We start from the raw sequence: 21,405 nt of genomic DNA, 5'->3' as shown, positions 1-21,405 counted from the left end.
AAAAAGGGCCGTTCGGCCCTTTGGTCTCAAGGCTCGTCCGCCTTGGAAAATTTGGAGCGGGCGATGAGATTCGAACTCACGACCCTAACCTTGGCAAGGTTATGCTCTACCCCTGAGCTACGCCCGCACTCCAATCAGGCCCTCATACACTTGGCAGCGACCTGATGCGCGCCTATATGCCCAACGTGCCGATCAATTGCAACCCATATTTTTGTCTTTGTGCACCACGAACGGATCAAAGTTCACCCGCCAACGAAAATCTGACGGCTTGATTGCGCACTTTGCGCTCAAACCCGGCTTGGTGTATGGGTCAGGCTAACGGCAATCAACGCTCTTTGGCACCAGAAAAAGGACACGCTACCAATGGACCTGACGATGAGCTCCAATCCCGTGCAGCCTGGCACGGCGCAAAGCTCGGATGACCTCATCATCGATTCGTCGACAGCGAGGTTTCAGGCCGATGTGCTTGAAGTCTCCATGAGGATGCCTGTCCTCGTCGACTTTTGGGCACCTTGGTGCGGCCCTTGCAAACACCTTACGCCCGCTCTGGAAAAAACCGTTCGGGCACTGAATGGTAAAATCCGCCTGGTCAAGATCAACGTCGATGAAAATCAGGCCCTTGCCGGGCAAATGGGAGTGCAATCGATCCCTGCCGTATTCGGATTTGTCGGGGGCCGTCCAGTCGACGGTTTCATGGGGGCGTTGCCGGAATCCGAGATCGTAAAATTCACCCAGAAACTTGTTGATGCAGCGGCCACGGCAGGCCTGAACGGCAAAAGCCAGATCGAACAGCAGATCGAACAGGCAATGGAAGCTGCCAGCGCGGCGCTTGAGGCCAATGATCTTGAACGTGCCTTTCAGATTTATGCCATGGTGCTCCAGCATGCACCTGACAATATCGATGCGCTTGTCGGGGTCGCCCAGATTCAGGTCAAGAACGGCGATCTCGATGCCGCCAGTCAGACTCTTGCACTCTTGCCAGAAGGAGCGAACAATCCGACGGCTCTGGCGCTTGAAAAGACGATTGCACTGGCTGCTGAAGCCGAAAAACTGGGCGACCCCGAACCACTCAAGATCCGGCTGAATTCCGATCCAGACGACCATCGGGCCCGCTTTGATCTCGCCATGATACTCAATGCGCGTAATGACAAGCTTGCCGCCGCCGAGCAACTGCTTGAAATCGTGAAACGCGACCGCGATTGGCAAGAGGATGGAGCACGCAAAAAACTGCTTGAGTTGTTCGACAGCTGGGGACCAAAGGAGCCGGCAACACAAAAGGGCCGTCGCATGTTGTCGGCCCTGCTGTTCCGTTGAGCCAGAGCAGATATTTTTGAACCGGAAAACCAAAGGCTGACTTATCATGCGCCGCCCGGCTTCTATCGCCGAACTTCCCGACATGCTGGCCCTGTTCCCGCTGTCCAAAGCGCTGCTTTTGCCCGATGCCCATCGTCCTCTTAATGTTTTCGAGCCGCGCTTTGTCGCAATGATCGACGACGCTCTGGCCGGCAATCGGCTGATCGGGCTGATCCAGCCTCGCGACGCCAGCGACGAGGAGGCTCCGCGCGGCGCCGTACCACTTGAAGAGGTTGGCTGTATCGGTCGCATAATCCATTTCGAGGAACAGGCGGAAAATCGCTATTTCATCGTGCTTGAAGGCCTGTGCCGTTTCGACCTCATTGACGAACTCGCTGTTGCAACCCCGTATCGGCAGGCAAAAATTTCAACAGCCCGATTTGCCGATGACTTCATGAGCAGCCTCGGAGAAGAAAAAATCGACCGCGACCGCCTGCTCACTGTGTTGCGGGCCTATGCCGAGTTTGCTCAGATCGAGGTCGATTGGGAAGAAATCGAGGAGACCGGCACCGGCGAACTTGTTAATCTCGCTTCCATGTTGAGCCCCTATGGACAACGCGAAAAGCAGGCATTGCTGGAAGCGCCAACCCTTTATGAACGCGCCGAGACCCTGATTGCGCTGGCGGAAATGGAAATGGCGCGCGCACGCACTGGCGCAATCCTGCAATAATGGCTGATGAACCTGAAAATCCCCGCCACAGGGTCGATCGAAAGACCCTTGAAATGCTGGTCTGTCCTATCACCAAGACTCGCCTGACGCTCTCCGATGATGGAACAGAACTGATTTCGATTGTTGCCCGACGCGCCTTTCCCATTCGCCGCGGTGTACCGCTGCTGGTTCTCGACGCAGCGCGCAAGGTCGATGAAGACGAAATCGAAAACCTGCGCTAGAGCGTGTCCAGCAAAAGCATGCCCATGAACCTGATCCGGGGGCGGAAACGGTATTGTGGTTCGGACACGCAACAAAACAATAACTTGGAGCCAAGGATTTGATTCTATCGGATCCTGAACGGCTCTAAAGCGCAATACCCTTGAGCAGTTTTGCGCCTTGGGTGCCAGCTGCATGTCCGATAAAGGCACTTTTCAGGCCATCGATTCGATCGACCGTTGAAAGTCCGAAGTCACGCAAGGCACGAACTGGCGCCAGATCATTGGAAAACATGCGGTTGAGGCCATCGGTGGCCAGCGCCATCAAAGCCGCATCGAACCGTCTTGCCCAATCGTAGCGCTCAAGTACGTCGCTAGAGCCGATATCGCGCCCGAGCCTGACGGCATCGACAACCATCTCTGCGAGCGCAGCGACATCCTTTAGCCCCAGATTCAGGCCCTGCCCGGCGATGGGATGGATCACATGCGCCGCATCCCCGATCAAGGCCAGCCGCGGCGCGGCAAAGCGTTTTGCAATGCGCAATGTCAGGGGAAAGACTTGCACTTCGTCCTCGATCGTCACATGGCCAAGACTCGCGCCCATCACCGATTCGATTTCCGCTGCCAACGCGCCATGCGCCATCTCGCCAAGCGCCTTGGCCCGTTCCGTGCTTTCGCTCCAGACCAATGAGGATTGCTTGCCCCCCTTAAGCGGCAAGCTGGCAAATGGTCCCGCCGGCCTGAAATGTTCATAAGCGACATTTTCATGATTGAGCGTATGGCCAATGGTCGTGACCAGCCCCGACTGACCATAATCGAGATTGAAAGTGTCTATGCCCGCATAGCCCCGTAGCGCCGATCGTCCACCATCGGCGGCAACAACCAGGTCGGCACAGAGGTGTTTGCCATCAGCCAGCAGCAGCTTGGCCTTGGCGCCATCCGCTTCAAAGCCAACGATCTGCACCGGCGCGATAAAGTCGATGCCGGCGTCTTGTGCAGCATTGAGCAATGCTGGCCCACTTGCCCGATTGGGCACCATCTGCGCGAACGGCTCGCCCGGCGCAGCTTCGCCATCAAAACGCAGCAAGACCGGCCGTGAAATATCCCCTTGCCCCGAGTCTGTGATTTTCATCGCGACAATAGGATTTGCCTGGGGGGCCATATCCGCCCAAACCCCTATGGTATCGAAAAGCCGCACGGCTCCGGCAGCAATGGCCGACGCCCGCATATCCTTGGGCGGCGACGGCATCCGGCGGTCCACAATCGCAATGGAAATACCGCTGATCGACCGCGCGAGTGCTACTGCCAACGACAGCCCCACGGGTCCAGCGCCGACAATTAAGATATCGAAGCTGCTTGTTTTCTCATTGGACTGGGCGCGCTTCATGTCCGGCCTCGCATATCTAGCCGTGGATCTATGTTGCTAAAGATAGTGCATCGACCGCTGCCCCACCAGCAAGCGTCCAAATGGCCGCATGAGAGTCCATCGAACAAATTGCCGATTTGTTCACCACTTGTTAAAGCTAGCACCAAAACATGCACAATTTTTGTGCATCACCAATTGTGTCAAGAGTTTGACGAGACTTCACCTTCTACAAAAAGCGAAGTAAAAGCAACAACTTACAACTAAAAATTCCAGGTTGGCACGGCTTTTGAGTCCCTTTCCATGCGTATCAGGTGCGGAAGTCGGAAAGGAGCACCCATGAAACTGCTGATTGCAATTATCAAGCCGTCACGGCTCGAGGAGGTCCGTCAGGCCCTCAACTCGCTCGACGTGCATGGCATGACCGTTACCGAAGTCAAGGGATATGGTCGCCAGAAGGGCCATTCCGAAATTTACCGCGGCACGGAATATGCCGTTCACTTTCTGCCCAAGCTCAAGGTTGAGATCGCTGTGGACGCCGCCCAGGTCGACGCAGTTGCCACCGCCATCAAGGATTCGGCCCAGACCGGGCGCATCGGCGACGGCAAGATTTTCATCCTGGACCTCGAACAGGCCATTCGCATCCGGACCGGCGAGACCGGCACTGAAGCCCTTTAGGCCTGGGCCCTTTTAGGAGAAAAGCAAAAATGACTGCGTTCAAATCAACCAAATTGCTCGGAACGGCGGCGTTGGTCGCTCTCGCCGTCGCCTTGCCTGCTTTCGGCCAGGAGGTCGACCCCGAAGCCGCAGAAGAGGTCGTTGAAACCCTCTCTGAAGGCGTTTCTGCAGATGTGGTGTTCATCCTCAACTCGTTCATCATGATCCTGGGCGGGATCCTGGTGATGTGGATGGCAGCCGGCTTCGCTATGCTTGAAGCTGGCTTCGTTCGCACCAAGAACGTCTCCATGCAGCTGGTCAAGAACATCTCGCTGTTCTCGCTTGCTGCCATTGCCTATTATCTGGTCGGCTACAACCTCATGTACCCGCTAGGCAATTGGGCCATCGGAGCCGACGAGACCGGTGGCTATCTGGGTGCCTTCGGCGTTGCGGTTCTCGAAGCTGTCGGCATCACCGCGGACGGGGCCGACGATTTCGAATATGCCTCGACATCCTCGGACTTCTTCTTCCAGGTCATGTTCGCAGCCACCACCGCCTCGATCGTTTCGGGCACCGTGGCCGAGCGCATCAAACTGTTGCCCTTCCTGATCTTCGTGTTCTTCCTGACCGCGATCATCTATCCCATCCAGGCCTCCTGGAGCTGGGGCGAAGGGTTCCTCGACAGCCAGTTCGGCTTCTCTGACTTTGCCGGCTCCACCATCGTTCACTCAGTGGGCGGCTGGGCAGCTCTGGCTGGTGCGATCCTGATCGGCGCCCGCGCAGGCAAGTTCAACCCCGATGGTTCGGTAAACGCGATGCCTGGCTCGAACATGGCGCTTGCAACGCTTGGCACCTTCATCCTGTGGATGGGCTGGTTCGGGTTCAACGGCGCCTCTCAGCTCGCCATGGGCTCGGTCGGTGATGTAGCCGATGTTGGCCGTATCATGGCCAACACCAATGCTGGTGCCGCGGGCGGTGCAATTGCTGCGTTGATCCTTACCTCGATCATCTACAAGAAGGTCGATATCACGTTCATCCTCAATGGCGCACTGGCAGGCTTGGTTTCGGTCACCGCCGAGCCGCTTACACCGGGCCTCGGCACCGCCTCGCTGATCGGAGCCGTCGGTGGCGTAATCGTGGTCCTGACCGTGCCACTGCTCGACAAGCTCAAGATCGACGATGTTGTGGGCGCTATCCCTGTTCACCTGTTCGCCGGAATCTGGGGCACCATCGCGGTTGTCTTCACCAATTCTGACGCAACCTTGTTCGGACAGTTGGCCTCCATTGTGATCGTTGGCATCTTCGTTTTCGTCGCCAGCTTTGTAATCTGGCTGATCCTGAAGACCACCATCGGTCTGCGGCCTTCCGAAGACGATGAAGCCCTGGGTCTGGACAAGGCCGAGGTCGGCGTCGAAGCCTATCCAGAGTTCTAAGCATCTCTGCTCACTCCAGAACAGCCCGGCACCAGCCGGGCTGTTCGACCTGTCTGGCAAGACTGTCAGCGGCGTGCAGTTCATACCCCTCTTGACCCCACATTAAGAGGCCTTCCCACTCGCAAACCGGTATGGACTGCACACCTCTGCCAGCCTCTCCAAGCCCCGCGCTGTCCAGCAGACCGAGGGCTTTTCCTTTTTCGCAAGATCAACAGCCGTCTCTTAAAGCGGAGTTAACCATGAGCCGCTAGGCTCACGGCTCGTTCTTATATTGTTTTGCGTAATTGTAAGGCCATCGTCCGCTCATGAGCTTGCATCCATCCCCGCATCTGGACGAAACCCGAGGCACCGCGCCGGTGATCTCGATTTCCATTCCATTGCGTACGATCGGACTGGTTGTCCTGACCCTATGCGCTATCGCTTTGGCTTCGCTCGCCTCGTGGTCGGTCGATGACCCGAGCTTTTCCTATGCCACCGACAAACCGGCTGAGAACTGGCTCGGCTTTCCCGGTGCGGTCATTGCAGATATTGCTTTTCAAGTCTTTGGGCTTGCTGCCTTTGTGTTTTTGCTGCCGCCCCTTGCTTGGGCCTATGGCATGGTGCTGCGCGTGGCCCCGAATTTCTTCGGCTTCCGCTTTTTCGGATGGCTGTTGGCCACCGGCTTGTTCGCCGGTCTGTTTTCGTGCTTCCCCGCCCCCGAAAGCTGGCCGCTGCCCCTGGGGCTGGGTGGCTTCGTCGGTACCGGATTTACAACGCTCTTCACCCTTGTCGCCGGCGCGACGCCACAAGGGTGGGGCTCGTTTCTCTACGCAGCACTTCTGGCAGGCCCAGCGCTTGGGCTTTTGTGGTTGACGATGCGCAACAGGACCGGCGCCATCGCCAACGAGCGCTCCACCAAACCCAACCGCAACCAGGCGACCAAACGCAAAGTTTCGCAAGAACCTGAGCAAAATGACGCCGAAGACCGGGATTCGATCTTTGACATCGGTCTTGGCTTTGCAGCACACAGTTTTTATACCGTCACTTCGGCTATCCGCCGCATTTTCACGCGCCATAAGTCCGAACCGGTTGCGCCCGCTCGATTCCAACAGGGTGATTTCGAGCCGCAACTCGATCGCAGCATTGCGCCTCCATCCCAGGAGCGCCTCGAGCCGTCTTTGGATGGCTACAACCCCGAGTGGCATCACGGAGCGTCAAACCATCAGGCGCACGGCTACGACGATTATGCCGACTATGACGACTACGAAGCTGAGTCCGAGCCGGACTATGACACACCCCCTGCCTATCGATCAGAAGCAGAGTCCCAGACCGCCAATCCCTCCCATGCGGCGCGTACGCGGGTAACGGCCCCCGCACCAAGGCCTGCGCCGTCACGTCGCCCCATGCGCGAAGCCCAGGCTTCGCTGTTGCCTTCGGACGGATTTGAACTGCCACCGCTCGATCTTCTGGCCATGCCCGGAGCCAATCAGCTCCTGCCCGAACATCAGCCCCATGAACTTGAGGCCAATGCAAAGCGTCTCGAAGGGGTTCTGGAAGATTTCGGTGTCAAAGGCGACATTATCAATGTGCGCCCAGGCCCGGTTGTGACCCTTTACGAACTTGAACCGGCTCCGGGCATCAAATCGAGCCGGGTGATTTCGCTGGCCGACGACATCGCGCGCTCGATGAGCGCAATTGCGGCCCGCGTCGCCGTGGTGCCCGGCCGCAACGCGATCGGCATCGAGCTTCCAAACAAGACCCGCGAAACAGTATTTCTGCGAGAACTTCTGGCCTCATCGGACTATGACAAGGCCAAAGCCAAACTGCCTATCTGTCTGGGCAAAACCATCGGCGGCGAACCGATCATCGTCGATCTCGCCCGCATGCCGCATCTGCTGATTGCCGGCACCACCGGTTCGGGCAAGTCCGTTGGCATCAACACCATGATCCTGTCGCTGCTCTACAAGATGCCGCCCGAGCAGTGCCGGTTGATCATGATTGACCCCAAAATGCTCGAACTGTCGGTTTATGACGGCATTCCCCATCTGTTGACCCCCGTTGTGACCGACCCGTCCAAGGCTGTCGTTGCGCTCAAATGGGCGGTCCGCGAGATGGAAGACCGCTACAAGAAAATGAGCAAGATCGGGGTTCGCAATATCGATGGGTTCAACCAGCGGGTTTCCGAAGCGGCGAAAAAGGGTGAAGTCATCACCCGTACCGTCCAGACCGGATTTGATCGGGAAACCGGCGAAGCCATCTTCGAATCAGAAGAGTTCAATCTTGAGCCCTTGCCCTATATCGTTGTGATCGTTGACGAAATGGCCGACCTGATGATGGTTGCAGGCAAGGATATCGAAGGCGCGATCCAGCGGCTGGCCCAAATGGCGCGCGCCGCCGGCATCCATTTGATCATGGCCACTCAGCGTCCATCGGTCGATGTGATCACAGGCACGGTAAAGGCGAATTTCCCCACCCGTGTTTCCTTCCAGGTGACCTCCAAGATCGACAGCCGTACCATTCTTGGCGAACAGGGCGCCGAACAGCTGCTTGGCAATGGCGACATGCTCTATATGGCCGGTGGCGGACGCATCAAGCGCCTGCATGGCGCCTTTGTCGCCGATGGTGAAGTGGAAGACATCGTCAGCCATCTGAAAAGTCAGGGCACGCCAGAATATCTCGACACGATTACGGCCGATGACGAGGAAGTTGGTGGGCTGTCGGACGACGGCGAGTTTGGCGGCTCGGGTGACGAGCTTTACGACAAGGCCGTCAACATCGTCCTCAACGACAAAAAGGCCTCGACAAGCTATATTCAACGCCGCCTTTCGGTTGGATATAATAAGGCGGCAACCCTTATCGAGCGCATGGAACAAGAAGGCATCATTTCGCCCGCCAACCATGCAGGTAAGCGTGAAGTGCTGATAGGGGACAACGCCGACGGCTATTGAACCGGACCGCGGACACGCTCGCCATTTCGTGACAGGGCTGTGTACGGGCATCCATCCTGTTGCCGCATTTGATTTTTACGAGCCTTGTTAAGGGGCCTGGCAGACCAACGAGAGTTCTGAGAAAAATGATTCGCAATTTTGCTATCGCGGCAACCCTGCTCTTTACCGTTTTGGCATCGGCCCTGCCAGCCAACGCGCAGAATCGCACGCTGACCCCTGACGAGGAATTTCTTTTGCAGGAAATTTCCGATCACAATACCGCCATTCGCTCGATGGCCGGCCGGTTCATGCAGATTGACAGCCAGGGTGGACAGATCGAAGGCACATTCTACATCACGCGCCCCAATTACGTCCGGTTCCGCTATGGTCCACCCTCGCGCGAAGAGATTATCTCCCAAGGCCGTGGCTTTTACGTCATCAATCGGCAGGACCGCACCCAATACGCTTACGCGCAAGACCATGTGCCTTTGCGCCAGTTTCTTGGCGATCGGGTAAACCTGATCAATTCCAACCTTACCGATGTGGTGGTTTCGGAAACCCACGCGGCAGCCGTGCTTGTGGACGACACCCCGATCGGTACCGTGGAGGTGTCACTGATTTTTGACCGTGAGACATTGGACCTCGTGCAATGGAGCCTGATCGAGCCATCGGGTGTCGAAACAACATTCTCGATCTACGACACGGAAAAAAATATCGATATTCCAAACCACTACTATCATATCGACCCCACCTACCGGACCATTTCCGACTAACAGCTTGCGCGTACCGGACCAGTTCCTGATGCCGGTACCCAGCTCCAGGCCAGAGGATCGGTTTGACATTCTATCCGGGGTTTACGGCGCGCTCCCACTCAGGGATAAAGATGGGCCTTGCCAAAAAACCACAGGAATCGATCTCTAAATGCCCACGCTTGCGACCTGGAACATCAACTCGGTGCGACTGCGCCTGCCCATTGTCATCGATTTTCTCGACCAGTTTCAGCCCGACATTTTATGTCTGCAGGAAATCAAGTGTCAGAATGACCAGTTTCCCAGAAAGGCGCTGGAGGAAAAAGGTTATATCCACCAGGCCGTGCATGGACAGAAAGGCTATCACGGGGTCGCCATTCTCTCCAAAACGCCACTGACGGAGATTTCAAGCCGCGGCTTTTGCGACATTCCCGAAAGCCGGCACATCTCGGCGATGACCGATTTCGGCCATGGCCCGGTAACGGTGCACAACTTCTATATTCCTGCGGGTGGCGATGAGCCTGACCCCGAAACCAATCCCAAATTCCGCCATAAGCTCGATTTTCTAGCCGAAATGAGCGAATGGTTCGACGACCTGGTTTTCGATGCGCGCCAGATCATTTGCGGCGATTTCAACATTGCCCCGCACGAGAACGATGTCTGGAGTCACAAGCAGCTCTTGAAGGTTGTGTCGCACACGCCTGTCGAAACCGATGCGCTCAATGGGCTTCTGGCGCGGCGCAACTGGGTTGACCTCGTGCGCCAGCACATTCCCATTGAAGAAAAGCTATATAGCTGGTGGAGTTACCGCGCCAAGGATTGGGACGCAGCCGACAAGGGGCGCCGTCTCGACCATATCTGGGCAACGCGCGATGTTGCCGCCAAAGCAACCAATGCGCAGGTGGTTCGCCCGGCACGGGGCTGGTCGGACAAGCCATCAGATCACGTTCCGGTAATTGTCGGCTTCGGCTCCTGATCGCTTTTCACGCGCGCAATTTATCGCCGCGCGGCCGCCAGGCAAACCGCAAGCATTGCCTGGCGCGCCGCTGCATTTGCAAGGGCCGGATTTTTCCGGACCTCTCCGACCGCCAGAGCCAGCCGGGCGCAGGCGCTGGCTAGCGATTCATCGCTCCAGACCCGCAATTGCTGCTCAAATACCGATTTCCGCGAAAAATGAATGCGCGGAATGGCCTTGGCGATGATCTGATCGCTCGAGGCCCCCATATCGCGCTCGGCCCGCATAGCCCTGAGCCGTGAAAAATGGCCCAGTGAAACGATCAGCAGGCGCTGTGCGTCGGTTCCCGCCGCCATCGCACGGGTAAGGGCATCGTCAAATTTTTTGGCATGGCCGGTGCCAATGGCATCAACCACGGCGTCAATCGCCAGCGCGGCATTGTCACCACAAAGCGCAACAACATCGTCCCGATTCAATGTGCCCCCTTCACCGGCGAAAAGCACAAGTTTTTCTATTTCGCGCCGGGTCACCTGACGATCATTGCCCAACATATCGCGCAGCATGGGCACAAGATCGGGCTCTGTCTGAATATTGGCTTCGGCAAAACTTTTTCGGATCAGCGCATCAATTGCCTGATCGTTGTCGGCATAGCAGGGCAAGGCGCGGCTGTCTGCGCGCTTTTCGGCAAGTTTGCGCAGGGAATCGGCAGGCTTGAGATCGCCAGCTTCAACGACAAAGCCGACGTCAGCGCCCTCGGACAGCAGTTCCTCAAGCGTTGCCGAGAGCTTGTTGCTGGCGCCCCTTATCCGGATCACGCGACCGCCACCAAACAGAGATGGTGTACGTGCCTCAATGCCCAGCCTTTGCGGATCGGCTTCGACTTCGCTCATATGCAGACTGATCACCGCGTCCCGATCGCCCCCCATCGCCTCGGCCAATTGCCGACAGACCAGTGCTGCATTCTCACTGACCAGACCGCCATCGGGGCCATAAACGAGCACAAGACCGGCACTGAGATCCGGCTTTGTCAGGAAGGCATCGATTTGCCGCCCCTTGAGCGCGGTCATGGGGCAGAAAGTTCGGCCACAAGCGCCAGCCGCACCGTTTCAGCCAACGCACGCACCACGCGCTCTTCCGCATCGCTTTTTGCCGCGTCATTGGCAACGAGCTGGCCGGAACGTTGATAACCACCTGTTGCTGTTCGCCGCCCCGAAACCAGAACTTCATCGCCCCGCCTCACCTGATAATTGGCAGCAGCAACGATCTGATATTCCGTCAAGGGCGTCGAAACGGTCGTGAGCCCGATCCGTGATTCGGAAATCGCAATCGAAACGGAAAGCTCCGGCGCATCATGGTTGCGCGTCGCGCCCGCCCGTGCGGAAAGCGTTTGGTAAAATACCTGCTCGAGCCGCGAATTGGGCGCCGCATAGCGCAGATTGAGGCGTTGCGCGGCCGCACCCCGATCTGAATAGACGGGGGTGAGTGTGCACCCCGGCAATGCAAAAGTCCCTAAAGCCGCACCGAGCCCGAACAGAACGTGACGGCGGTTGAGGCTAGGCAACGACATTGACGATCCTTTTGGGCACGACAATCACCTTTTTGGGTGCCTGGCCCTCAAGAATGCGCACAACGGCATCCAGTGACAAGGCTGCATTTTCGATTTGACCGTTAGAGGCATCCGCCGGCACGGAAATTTCTCCACGACGCTTGCCATTTACCTGCACTGCCAGAACGACCACATCGTCGACCAGGTAGCTCTGATCGACTTTTGGCCATGGTGTATCGCAAACGAGCGTCTTGTGTCCCAATGCCGCCCAGCAGCTTTCGGCCAGATGCGGCATCATCGGCGCAATCATCTGCACCAGATGCTCGACCGAAACACGCAGAGCCTTGAGCCGGGTCAGGCTCGGCTCTTGCGCAACCTGAGGCAAAAACCTGGAGATTGCGTTGGTCAGTTCGTAAACCTGCGCGACCGAGCGGTTGAAACGCAAAGCTGCAAAATCGGCACCGATCTGGGCGACAGCCCGATGCGATGCTTTAAGCATTTCCTGGGAAGCGGCATCGTCGGCAACAAGGACATCATTTGGCGTTTCGAGCACAAAAACCGCGTCGGACACAAGTTTCCAGACACGCTGAACGAAACGCCATGCGCCCTCAATACCAGCCTCGGTCCATTGCACGTCGCGCTCGGGCGGTGAATCGGAGAGAACAAACCAGCGCGCGGTATCGGCACCGTAGGTTTCGATCATTTCGTCAGGATCGACCACATTCTTTTTCGATTTCGACATCTTCTCGATCGACCCGATCGAAATCACCTCGCCGGTTGTGGCGTGTTTTGCCGTGCGATCGCCGCCCTCAGCCGAAATCACAACGTCGGCCGGTGCGACCCAAGCGCCATTGGCGTCCTTATAGGTTTCATGGGTGACCATGCCTTGGGTAAACAGGCCCTTGAACGGCTCGGCAACATCGAGATGCCCGCATTGCTTCATCGCACGGGTGAAAAACCGCGAATAGAGCAGATGCAAAATCGCGTGCTCGATCCCACCGATATACTGATCGACCGGCAGCCATTTGTTCGCAACTTCGGGAATAACCGGCGTATCGGCCTTTGGCGCCGTAAAGCGCGCAAAATACCAGGACGAATCGACAAATGTGTCCATCGTATCGGTTTCCCGGCGCGCCTTGGCGCCACACTCGGGACATTCCACATCGCGGAACAAGGCATGCCGGTCCAGGGGATTGCCAGGCGTATCAAATTCCACATCTTCGGGCAGACGTACGGGCAGATCGGCCTTCGGCACCGGAACCACACCGCAGGTATCGCAATGGATGACCGGGATCGGACAGCCCCAGTACCGTTGGCGTGAAACACCCCAGTCCCGCAAGCGGTAATTGATCTGACGAACCGCTTGTGGCTTGCCATCGATCGTGCGTGCCTCGAGCCGTGCCGCAATCGCGTCCTTCGCCGCTTCAACCTCAAGCCCATCAAGAAATCCGGAGTTGAACGCAGTTCCCGGCCCGGTATAAGCCTCCTTGTCGATCACAAAACTTTCCGCATCGGCATCAGGCGGCAACACCACCGGCAGGACCGGCAGGCCATAGGCATTGGCAAACTCGAGATCGCGTTGGTCATGCGCCGGACAGCCGAAAATGGCACCGGTGCCATAGTCCATCAGGACAAAATTGGCGACATAGACAGGAAGACGCGCTCCATCGATCACCGGGTGGTTGACCTGCAATCCGGTTGCGAATCCTTTTTTCTCCGCTTTTTCAATTACTTCTGCCGAGGTTCCCATGCGACGGCAATCCGCGATAAACCCTGCCAGGGCTTCATCGGATTTTGCCAGTTCACCAGCCAGCGGATGATCGGGTGAAAGCGCGATAAAGGACGCGCCAAACAAGGTGTCGGGCCTTGTAGTAAATACTTCTACGGTCTTGGCGCCAGTTTTGCGTTCGGCGATCTCGAACAGAATTTTGAGCCCTTCGGACCGGCCGATCCAGTTGCGCTGCATCAGGCGCACCTTTTCAGGCCAGTTGTCCAGCCCATCAATTGCAGTGAGCAATTCCTCGGCAAAATCGGAAATTTTGAAGAACCACTGAGTCAATTCGCGCTGCTCGACCAGAGCGCCCGATCGCCAGCCGCGCCCGTCAATCACCTGCTCATTGGCCAGAACCGTTTGATCGACAGGATCCCAGTTGACCTTGGAGGTCTTGCGGGTAACAAGGCCAGCCTCGAGAAAGTCGATGAACAATTCCTGCTGACGATGATAATAATCCTCGTCGCAGGTAGCGAACTCCCGGCTCCAATCGAGCGAAAACCCCATCGATTGCAACTGCTTGCGCATCGAGGCAATGTTTTCGTATGTCCAGGCACGCGGATGCACCTTGTTGGCCATCGCGGCATTTTCCGCTGGCATACCGAAAGCGTCCCAGCCCATTGGATGCAGCACCGTCTTGCCCATGGCGCGCTGATAACGCGCCACGACATCGCCCATCGTGTAATTGCGCACATGCCCCATATGGATGCGCCCGGATGGATATGGGAACATCTCAAGGACATAGTATGGATCCTTCGGATCGGGGTCGGTCACTGTAAACGTGCCGCGATCGGACCAGATTCTCTGCCAGAAAGGTTCTTGTTCGCGCGGATTGTAGCGCTCATTTAAGCGTTCTGTGGCGTTTGCCATGACGGTCTTGCCCGGCCTCGACTTGTGTTTTTGAGAGATTTTAGCTAGGCGGACCTTCACCAGAAAAGCGCAGTAAGGTCAACCATTGCAATGGCCCAAGCCCCTCATGATGCCGCATTAACGCGGCTTTCCAGCATAACAGACCGTATCGAGCGTGCTTCTGCACGAATTGAAGGCTCGCAACCTGCGCAATTGATTGCCGTTTCCAAGACCTTCGACGTCCAGGCGATTGCGCCGCTCATTGAGGCAGGCCAACGCCATTTCGGCGAAAACCGCGTTCAGGAAGCAATCGGCAAATGGCCTGGTCTCAAGGCACAGTACCCCGATATCGTGCTTCATCTTATCGGGCCCTTGCAAACCAATAAGGCAAAGGAAGCCGTCGCGCTTTTCGATGTGATACACTCGCTTGACCGCGACAAACTCGCGGGCGCGCTAAAAAAGGAGATGGATAGACAGGGCCGCCATTTGCCCTGCTTTGTTCAGGTCAATATCGGGCTTGAAGAGCAGAAGGCCGGCATTTCTCCCTCTGAAACCGCAGCATTTGTGTCCCGCTGTCAGACTGAGCACGGCCTCAATGTGGCAGGGCTTATGTGCATTCCTCCGGTTGACGAGGCGGCTGGTCCCTATTTCGCGCAATTGGCGCAATTGGCACGCAATATTGGCCTTGAACAGCTTTCAATGGGCATGAGCGCGGATTTCGAGACTGCAATTTTGATGGGTGCTACCTATATAAGAGTTGGTTCTGCGCTGTTTGGCAGCCGATAGTTGGCGTCATGATTGAACCAATTGAGCATTTCAGGCGTATTATTACTGGAATAACAGCGTTGTGATTGGCACGGCATATGTCCGTCGTTAGATTGCCAGAATGGACGGCCATCCACACAAATTTTACTGGAGTTGCCCATGATCAAGCGCCGCCTCGCGATAATCGACGATGATGTCGACCTGCGCCAAACCCTGATTGAGCAGCTAACCCCTTATAAGGAATTTGAAATTTCCCACGCGGACACAGCTGCCAAGGCGCGTGCGATGGTAGAAAATGAGCATATCGATCTCATGGTACTCGACGTCGGACTGCCCGATATGGACGGGCGTGAGGCGCTGAAGCTCATGCGCAACGATGGATTTCGGGCACCGGTTATCATGCTGACCGGTCACGACAGTGACGCCGATGAAATTCTCGGACTGGAAAGCGGTGCCAACGATTACGTCACAAAACCTTTTCGTTTTTCCGTTCTACTTGCCCGTCTGCGGGCCGCATTACGCCAGCACGATCAAAGCGAAGATGTCGTTTTCACCATTGGACCCTACACATTTCAGCCTTCCGCAAAGACGCTGGAGAACGGGGACGGTGGCAAAATTCGTCTGACCGACAAGGAAACGGCCATTCTGAAATTTCTGTATCGCCAAGGGTCGAAAACGATATCCCGCGACATTCTGTTGGCTGAGGTATGGGGTTACAATAACCGGGTAACGACGCACACCTTGGAAACCCACATTTACCGCCTGCGGCAAAAGATAGAGCGCGATCCTTCAAATGCGCGGCTACTGGTCACCGAGGAGGGCGGCTATCGCCTGATCCCCTAACCTTGCCCGCTTTTGACCCATAACCTGTAAGCCATTGTTTATTATCGGTTATTACCACGCGCGCCGATAATGATCTCCGTGCTCTGGGCGCTTTTGGGCTGTTCCGCATGCAAACTCACAGCCTGATTCGCGCTAACCCTTTGCGCCTGCGCATAAATGTGGCAGATATGAACCTGGACGGCGTTCGGCCAGGCGAGTGTATGAATTTTGCACATGGAATTTCGCTGAACGGCGCCAAAGGTGAGTTTGTCAGCTATCGTTTTGCCCAGCAGGACGGAGGTTGATGCCGCGGGGGCATTTATGCACGACAACGAGGTCACAAGAGCTTTCCGCTATTTTGACCTGTTTGCCGATTTTTCCGACGAACAGCTCAATCTGCTGAGCTTTGTCAGTGAAATTGTCTCGCTCGGCGTTGGCGATGTGCTTTATAGCATCGGCGATCCCGCCGATGGTGGCTACATCCTTTTTGAAGGCCGGCTGGAAGCCTTTGATGAGGCAACGGGCGAGAGCGGCGACTACGACATTACCGCGCCTGCACTGATCGGTGAACTGGGCTTGCTGCTTACGCGGCCGCGCTCCGCTACGATCGTTGCATCCGAACCGGCGCGACTGGTGTTTGTTCCACGTGAATCCTTTTTGAAGCTATTGCGAACAGATCCGGCACTAGCCGAAAGCGTCTCGGAAACCTTACGCGATGAGCTCGCACGTTATCTGGACTCCATCGCCCGCCTTGCGCCACGCTTCTCTGGAAACTGAGCGGCTCTGATCGGGCCGCCCGCCCCTGCTCCATGATCAGGGACAACGCATCTTCCACGTTTGCCGATATTTTACAATGCCTTACAAGATCATCCCACGCGCCAATGGCCAATGTTTCCCGTGAAACACTGGCCGCTTCTGCCTTGCGAAACTCTGTTTGACGTGAGTGCCAGAGCGTATCCGGCATACCCTTGGACGACTTGATCCGAGGGCTGAAACGGTTTCGCGGTTCGACCACGCGCTATAATAAGGACTTAAAGACCCTGTTTTGATTGAATCACAACAGGATAGGCTCCAGGCCTCAGCCCATGAGCCGAGCGCAAATCCCGTCCAATTGCTCAAGGGTCTTGTAGCGAATTTCGAGCTTGCCGCCCTTTTCCTTGTGATCGAGACTGACCGAAAGCCCCAGCGCATTGGAAAGCTGCCTTTCCAACGCCAATGTGTCGGCGTCTTTCTCAGCGGCCTTGCGCGTCGCCCCAGAGCCCTCACCTGGACCTTTGCGCGCTTCGGCGTCCTTCTGGTGCAAAGCTTCGGCTTCACGCACCGAAAGCCCCGAAGCCACGATGCGATGCGCCAGAGCCAGCGGGTCTTCGGCAGTAATCAGGGTGCGGGCATGTCCTGCAGTCAGATCGCCACGCTCAAGCATATCCTGCACTTCCCTGGGCAAGCGCAACAAGCGCAATGTATTGGCCACGTGCGAACGCGATTTGCCGATAACCTGCGCCAGATCCTGCTGCGTGTACGCAAACTGATCCATCAACTGCCCATAGCCCTGGGCTTCTTCCAGCGGATTGAGGTCGGCGCGCTGCACATTTTCAATAATTGCCAGCTCAAGCGCTTCTTTGTCATCGACTTCGCGAATGATGACAGGCACTTCGTGCAGCCCGGCTCTCTGCGCCGCGCGCCAGCGCCGCTCGCCGGCGATAATTTCGTAAACGTCAGGCCCCTGCGCGCTCGGCCGCACGAGAAGCGGCTGCATTACACCCTTTTCGCGAATCGAATTGGTCAGATCATCGAGCAATTCGGCATCGAAATCCTTACGGGGATTGGCCCGGCTGGCGATGACAAACTCGACCGGCAAGCGCCGAATACCCGACCCCGTATCTGCCTGCCGCGGCGCGTCGATTGGCGCCATATCACCGATGAGGGCGGCTAGACCACGGCCGAGGCGGGAAGGTTTCTCGTTCATATTCGTCTCCATCACGCCGCACGCAACTGACGTTCGCGCTTGATCACTTCGGTTGCCAGACGCAGATAGGCCTGACTGCCAGCACACTTCAAATCGTAAAGCAGAGCCGGCTTGCCATAACTGGGAGCCTCGGACAGCCGAACATTGCGCGGAATAACGGTATCATACACAAGCGTACCCATATGCTCGCGCACGTCTGTCAGCACCTGTTCGGACAAATTGTTGCGCTTATCATACATTGTCATCACGACCCCCTGGATCGAAAGCGCAGGATTAAGCGTCGACCGAATCTGCTCGATCGTCTGCAGCAATTGGCTCAAGCCCTCAAGCGCAAAAAACTCGCACTGCAACGGCACAAGCACGGCATGGGCAGCCGTAAGCGCATTGATAGTCAAAAGATTGAGAGATGGCGGACAGTCGATCAGCACATAGGTGACCGGCTTGCCATCGATCAACACTTCATGCGCGCTGCGCAATGCTTCTTTAAGACGGAAAGCGCGATCCCGCTCCGCGGCGATCATGAGTTCGACGCCAAGCAGATCCATGGTCGACGGCACCACCGCCACATTGGGCACGCTTGTCATCGAAACCGCTTCGGAAACCGTCGCCTCGTTGAGCAACAGATCATACGAAGACCTTTCGCGCTGGTGCCGGCCAAGCCCAAGCCCTGTCGACGCATTACCTTGCGGATCGAGGTCGACAATCAGGACGCGCTCGCCAATTGCGGCCAGCGCAGTGGCAAGATTTATGGCCGTCGTCGTTTTACCGACGCCCCCCTTCTGATTGGCGAGTGTAAGGATGCGCGGTTGCATATGGCCTCCAGAAACCATTTGGTTTCAATAACTTAGCTCAACTTGACCTTTGCGTCAGGTTCCGGATTTCCAACAGAACACCGTTTGGATCCGTCTGACTATTATGCTTTAGCACATCGTAAGACCAAACTGAATCCGCTTGGCCTAGTTCTTCACCAAATTCCTGCCCCTTATGGATCACCGCAACGGCGCCTGGTGTCCATAAATGGTGTAAATAGCTGAAAAGCAAGGGCATTGGCGCCAGCGCGCGCGAGGTAAAGGCGTGAATTGAACCGAGATTTTCAGCATCGAGAGCCTCGATTCGTGCGTTATGAACGACAATATCCAAACCCAGTTCCCGGCCCACCGCATTGAGAAAGGCACATTTGCGGCCGTTCGATTCGACAAGGTGGAATCGTATGTCCGCACCCTTCAACGCGATTGCCAGCGGCAGTGCCGGAAATCCTCCTCCGCTGCCAATATCGCATATTTGAACGGCGCCGTGGTCAGTGGTTGCCCCTACCTTCGATCGTCCTCTTAGTAAAACAGGCAAGATTTGCAGCGAATCCAGAATGTGCCGCGACCATATTTGATCCAGTGTTTCACGTGAAACCAGATTCTGCACACGCTGCCATTTGAGAACAAGATTCTCTAGAGATTCCAGATCTCTCTTTATCGTTTTGGAATCTCTAGAGAAATACGGCTCGTATGCCTCAAACGCCACCGTCGGGTCCATCAGCTGGCTTTCTTATCCAGGCGGCCGCGACGGATAACTGCGAGGATTAAAGTTAATGCGGCCGGTGTGACACCTTCAATTTTTTGCGCCTGCGCAATGGTCTGCGGCTTAGCATCGATGAGTTTCTGTTTCATTTCATTGGAAAGGCCAGGCAGAAGCGCATAGTCCAGCCAGTCTGGAATTTCACGCGCTTCATCGCGCTGAACAGCTTCCACATCCGCCTGCTGCCTATCGAGATAAACCGCATACTGGGCATCGATTGCCAATTGCTCAAAGCTTTTGTCATCGATGTCAGCGAGTTCGGGCCAAATGGCCTCAAGATCGGCGCGCTGCGTCGTTGGATAGCTCAGCAGTTGAAACGCGGAACGGCGAACGCCGTCTGCATTCACATTGACACCGGCTTTCCGTGCTTCATTTGGCGTTGCGGTCAACCGCGTAAGCAGAGACTTTCCCGCATCGAGGCGTGCCATACGTTCACAATGATGTTCCCGGCGCTCCTGGCCAACAAGGCCAACGCCTATCCCCAGATCGGTAAGACGCTGATCCGCATTATCAGAGCGCAAATGCAGCCTGAATTCCGCACGCGAGGTAAACATGCGATAGGGCTCCGTCACGCCGCGGGAGATCAGATCGTCGATCATAACGCCAAGATAGGAATTGGTGCGGGACAGGATAAGCGGCGCAGCACCTTTGGCCGCCAGCGCCGCATTGGCTCCCGCCAGCAGACCTTGCGCTGCTGCCTCTTCATAGCCGGTCGTTCCATTGATCTGCCCGGCCAGATATAGGCCCGGCAACGCACGTAGCATCAGGCTTGGCGAAAGCTCTCGCGGATCGACATGATCGTACTCGATGGCATATCCGGCACGCTTGATCACCACATTCTCAAGACCAGGCATTGCGCGCAGAAAGGCAAGCTGCACGTCTTCTGGCAGAGACGTTGAAAGCCCATTCGGATATATGGTTGGATCGTCCAGGCCTTCTGGCTCAAGAAACACCAGGTGGCTATCCTTATCCGAAAAGCGCACGATCTTGTCTTCAATCGATGGACAGTAACGCGGTCCACGCGAGCTGATCCGACCTGAATACATCGCCGAGCGCCCCAGATTGCTCGATATTATCGCATGGGCTTGAGGGGTTGTCCGCGTTTCAAAGCACGATATCTGTGGCGTCGTAATGGCGCTGGTTAGCGCGGAAAACGGTTCTGGAGGATTGTCACCAATCTGCTCATTGAGAACCGCAAAGTTGATGGAATGGGCATCAAGGCGCGGCGGCGTTCCTGTTTTCAAACGCCCAAGCTTAAGCCCGAGCGCCTCCAGCCGCAGCGATAGCCCGAGAACTGGCCCTTCCCCGGCCCGGCCCGCCGGTATCATCTCATCACCGCGATGTATCAGACCACGCAGAAAAGTGCCCGTAGTGAGAACGACAGCCCTTGCGGAAAATACGCGCCCGTCGAGAAGCTGGACACCCGCAATCCTCCCGTGCTCGACGACAAGGTCGTCGACTTCCCCTTCAACAATCTCAAGATTCGGCGTTTCGGATAGTTCGGACTGCATGGCCTCGCGGTACAGCTTCCGATCCGCTTGCGCCCGCGGGCCACGCACAGCCGGTCCCTTGCGTCGATTGAGGACGCGAAACTGGATGCCGGCCTTGTCGGCAACACGCCCCATGACACCGTCAAGCGCATCGATCTCACGCACGAGATGACCCTTGCCCAAGCCACCGATTGCAGGGTTGCAACTCATCTCTCCGATCGTCGCGCGCCTATGCGTAATGAGCGCGGTTGGAACACCAAGCCGCGCGGAAGCCGCAGCGGCTTCGCAGCCGGCATGGCCTCCCCCTACAATGATGACCTCATAAGTGGTCATAGGCGGTATCC

The 21,405-nt window shown here is 56.6% G+C and carries 19 protein-coding genes and 1 tRNA gene; 11 read left to right on the top strand and 9 right to left on the bottom strand.

Annotation, left to right across the window (positions count from 1 at the left end; translation table 11 throughout):
- Window positions 1-52 precede the first annotated feature (52 nt).
- Window positions 53-127 (bottom strand) — tRNA-Gly (locus EO133_RS15935).
- A 248-nt stretch (window positions 128-375) separates the two neighbouring features.
- Here EO133_RS15935 and EO133_RS15930 point away from each other — a divergent pair.
- The 3 genes from EO133_RS15930 to EO133_RS15920 are packed head-to-tail and all read left to right on the top strand — an operon-like array spanning window position 376 to window position 2,244.
- On the top strand, window positions 376-1,314 hold the full coding sequence (locus tag EO133_RS15930) for a thioredoxin family protein (protein ID WP_244640565.1): 939 nt from the start codon (window positions 376-378) through the stop codon (window positions 1,312-1,314).
- 46 nt (window positions 1,315-1,360) lie between these two features.
- Entirely contained in the window at window positions 1,361-2,023 is a 663-nt protein-coding gene (locus EO133_RS15925) for an LON peptidase substrate-binding domain-containing protein (RefSeq protein ID WP_127073621.1), read from the top strand.
- Complete coding sequence (locus EO133_RS15920) at window positions 2,023-2,244, top strand: Trm112 family protein (protein WP_127073620.1); 222 nt, start codon at window positions 2,023-2,025, stop codon at window positions 2,242-2,244. Before EO133_RS15925 ends, EO133_RS15920 begins: the two co-directional genes overlap by 1 nt.
- Window positions 2,245-2,368: 124 nt before the next feature.
- Here EO133_RS15920 and EO133_RS15915 read toward each other — a convergent pair whose 3' ends face one another.
- The gene (locus EO133_RS15915) at window positions 2,369-3,607 is read right to left on the bottom strand and encodes an FAD-dependent monooxygenase (protein WP_127073619.1); all 1,239 of its coding nucleotides are present in this window, start codon (window positions 3,605-3,607) and stop codon (window positions 2,369-2,371) included.
- Window positions 3,608-3,922: 315 nt separating this feature from the next.
- Here EO133_RS15915 and EO133_RS15910 point away from each other — a divergent pair, with 315 nt between their 5' ends.
- From EO133_RS15910 to EO133_RS15890, 5 genes are all read left to right on the top strand, one after another.
- Window positions 3,923-4,261 carry a P-II family nitrogen regulator gene (locus EO133_RS15910; RefSeq protein WP_127073618.1) on the top strand — a complete coding sequence of 113 codons (339 nt, stop codon included), beginning with the start codon at window positions 3,923-3,925 and terminating at the stop codon, window positions 4,259-4,261.
- A 29-nt stretch (window positions 4,262-4,290) separates the two neighbouring features.
- On the top strand, window positions 4,291-5,673 hold the full coding sequence (locus EO133_RS15905; protein ID WP_127073617.1) for an ammonium transporter family protein: 1,383 nt from the start codon (window positions 4,291-4,293) through the stop codon (window positions 5,671-5,673).
- 305 nt (window positions 5,674-5,978) lie between these two features.
- Window positions 5,979-8,600 (top strand): DNA translocase FtsK, encoded by a 2,622-nt coding sequence (locus EO133_RS15900; protein WP_127073616.1) that lies wholly within the window; start codon window positions 5,979-5,981, stop codon window positions 8,598-8,600.
- A gap of 125 nt (window positions 8,601-8,725) precedes the next feature.
- Complete coding sequence (locus EO133_RS15895; protein ID WP_127073615.1) at window positions 8,726-9,352, top strand: LolA family protein; 627 nt, start codon at window positions 8,726-8,728, stop codon at window positions 9,350-9,352.
- 148 nt (window positions 9,353-9,500) lie between these two features.
- On the top strand, window positions 9,501-10,304 hold the full coding sequence (locus EO133_RS15890; RefSeq protein WP_127073614.1) for an exodeoxyribonuclease III: 804 nt from the start codon (window positions 9,501-9,503) through the stop codon (window positions 10,302-10,304).
- Between the two features lie 20 nt (window positions 10,305-10,324).
- Here EO133_RS15890 and holA read toward each other — a convergent pair whose 3' ends face one another.
- The 3 genes from holA to leuS are packed head-to-tail and all read right to left on the bottom strand — an operon-like array spanning window position 10,325 to window position 14,470.
- Window positions 10,325-11,350 carry a DNA polymerase III subunit delta gene (holA, locus tag EO133_RS15885; RefSeq protein ID WP_127073613.1) on the bottom strand — a complete coding sequence of 342 codons (1,026 nt, stop codon included), beginning with the start codon at window positions 11,348-11,350 and terminating at the stop codon, window positions 10,325-10,327.
- Window positions 11,347-11,850 (bottom strand): hypothetical protein, encoded by a 504-nt coding sequence (locus EO133_RS15880; RefSeq protein ID WP_127073612.1) that lies wholly within the window; start codon window positions 11,848-11,850, stop codon window positions 11,347-11,349. The genes holA and EO133_RS15880 overlap by 4 nt, the downstream gene beginning before the upstream one ends.
- On the bottom strand, window positions 11,837-14,470 hold the full coding sequence (gene leuS / locus EO133_RS15875; protein ID WP_127073611.1) for a leucine--tRNA ligase: 2,634 nt from the start codon (window positions 14,468-14,470) through the stop codon (window positions 11,837-11,839). Before leuS ends, EO133_RS15880 begins: the two co-directional genes overlap by 14 nt.
- Window positions 14,471-14,560: 90 nt before the next feature.
- On the opposite strand from leuS, the gene EO133_RS15870 reads away from it, so the two are divergent.
- The 3 genes from EO133_RS15870 to EO133_RS15860 all read left to right on the top strand — a co-directional run bounded on the left by EO133_RS15870 (window position 14,561) and on the right by EO133_RS15860 (window position 16,813).
- A complete protein-coding gene (locus tag EO133_RS15870; protein ID WP_127073610.1) occupies window positions 14,561-15,235 on the top strand; it encodes a YggS family pyridoxal phosphate-dependent enzyme in 675 nt (224 codons plus the stop codon).
- A gap of 138 nt (window positions 15,236-15,373) precedes the next feature.
- Complete coding sequence (locus tag EO133_RS15865) at window positions 15,374-16,057, top strand: response regulator transcription factor (RefSeq protein WP_127073609.1); 684 nt, start codon at window positions 15,374-15,376, stop codon at window positions 16,055-16,057.
- A 300-nt stretch (window positions 16,058-16,357) separates the two neighbouring features.
- Complete coding sequence (locus tag EO133_RS15860) at window positions 16,358-16,813, top strand: Crp/Fnr family transcriptional regulator (protein ID WP_127073608.1); 456 nt, start codon at window positions 16,358-16,360, stop codon at window positions 16,811-16,813.
- Between the two features lie 301 nt (window positions 16,814-17,114).
- Here EO133_RS15860 and EO133_RS15855 read toward each other — a convergent pair whose 3' ends face one another.
- From EO133_RS15855 to mnmG, 4 genes are read right to left on the bottom strand one after another with little or no spacing between them, the layout of a single operon-like run.
- Window positions 17,115-18,002, bottom strand: coding sequence for a ParB/RepB/Spo0J family partition protein (locus EO133_RS15855; protein ID WP_127073607.1), 888 nt, complete (start codon window positions 18,000-18,002; stop codon window positions 17,115-17,117).
- Between the two features lie 11 nt (window positions 18,003-18,013).
- The gene (locus tag EO133_RS15850; RefSeq protein ID WP_127073606.1) at window positions 18,014-18,814 is read right to left on the bottom strand and encodes a ParA family protein; all 801 of its coding nucleotides are present in this window, start codon (window positions 18,812-18,814) and stop codon (window positions 18,014-18,016) included.
- A 37-nt stretch (window positions 18,815-18,851) separates the two neighbouring features.
- On the bottom strand, window positions 18,852-19,529 hold the full coding sequence (rsmG, locus tag EO133_RS15845; protein ID WP_127073605.1) for a 16S rRNA (guanine(527)-N(7))-methyltransferase RsmG: 678 nt from the start codon (window positions 19,527-19,529) through the stop codon (window positions 18,852-18,854).
- The gene (gene mnmG, locus EO133_RS15840; RefSeq protein WP_127073604.1) at window positions 19,529-21,394 is read right to left on the bottom strand and encodes a tRNA uridine-5-carboxymethylaminomethyl(34) synthesis enzyme MnmG; all 1,866 of its coding nucleotides are present in this window, start codon (window positions 21,392-21,394) and stop codon (window positions 19,529-19,531) included. The genes rsmG and mnmG overlap by 1 nt, the downstream gene beginning before the upstream one ends.
- Window positions 21,395-21,405 lie beyond the last annotated feature (11 nt).

Origin of the sequence: Pelagibacterium lentulum (assembly GCF_003992625.1) — a bacterium.
Classification (GTDB): Bacteria; Pseudomonadota; Alphaproteobacteria; order Rhizobiales; family Devosiaceae; genus Pelagibacterium; species Pelagibacterium lentulum.
Note: the sequence above shows the minus strand (reverse complement) of the source record. Positions and strands in the feature narration are given on the sequence as shown.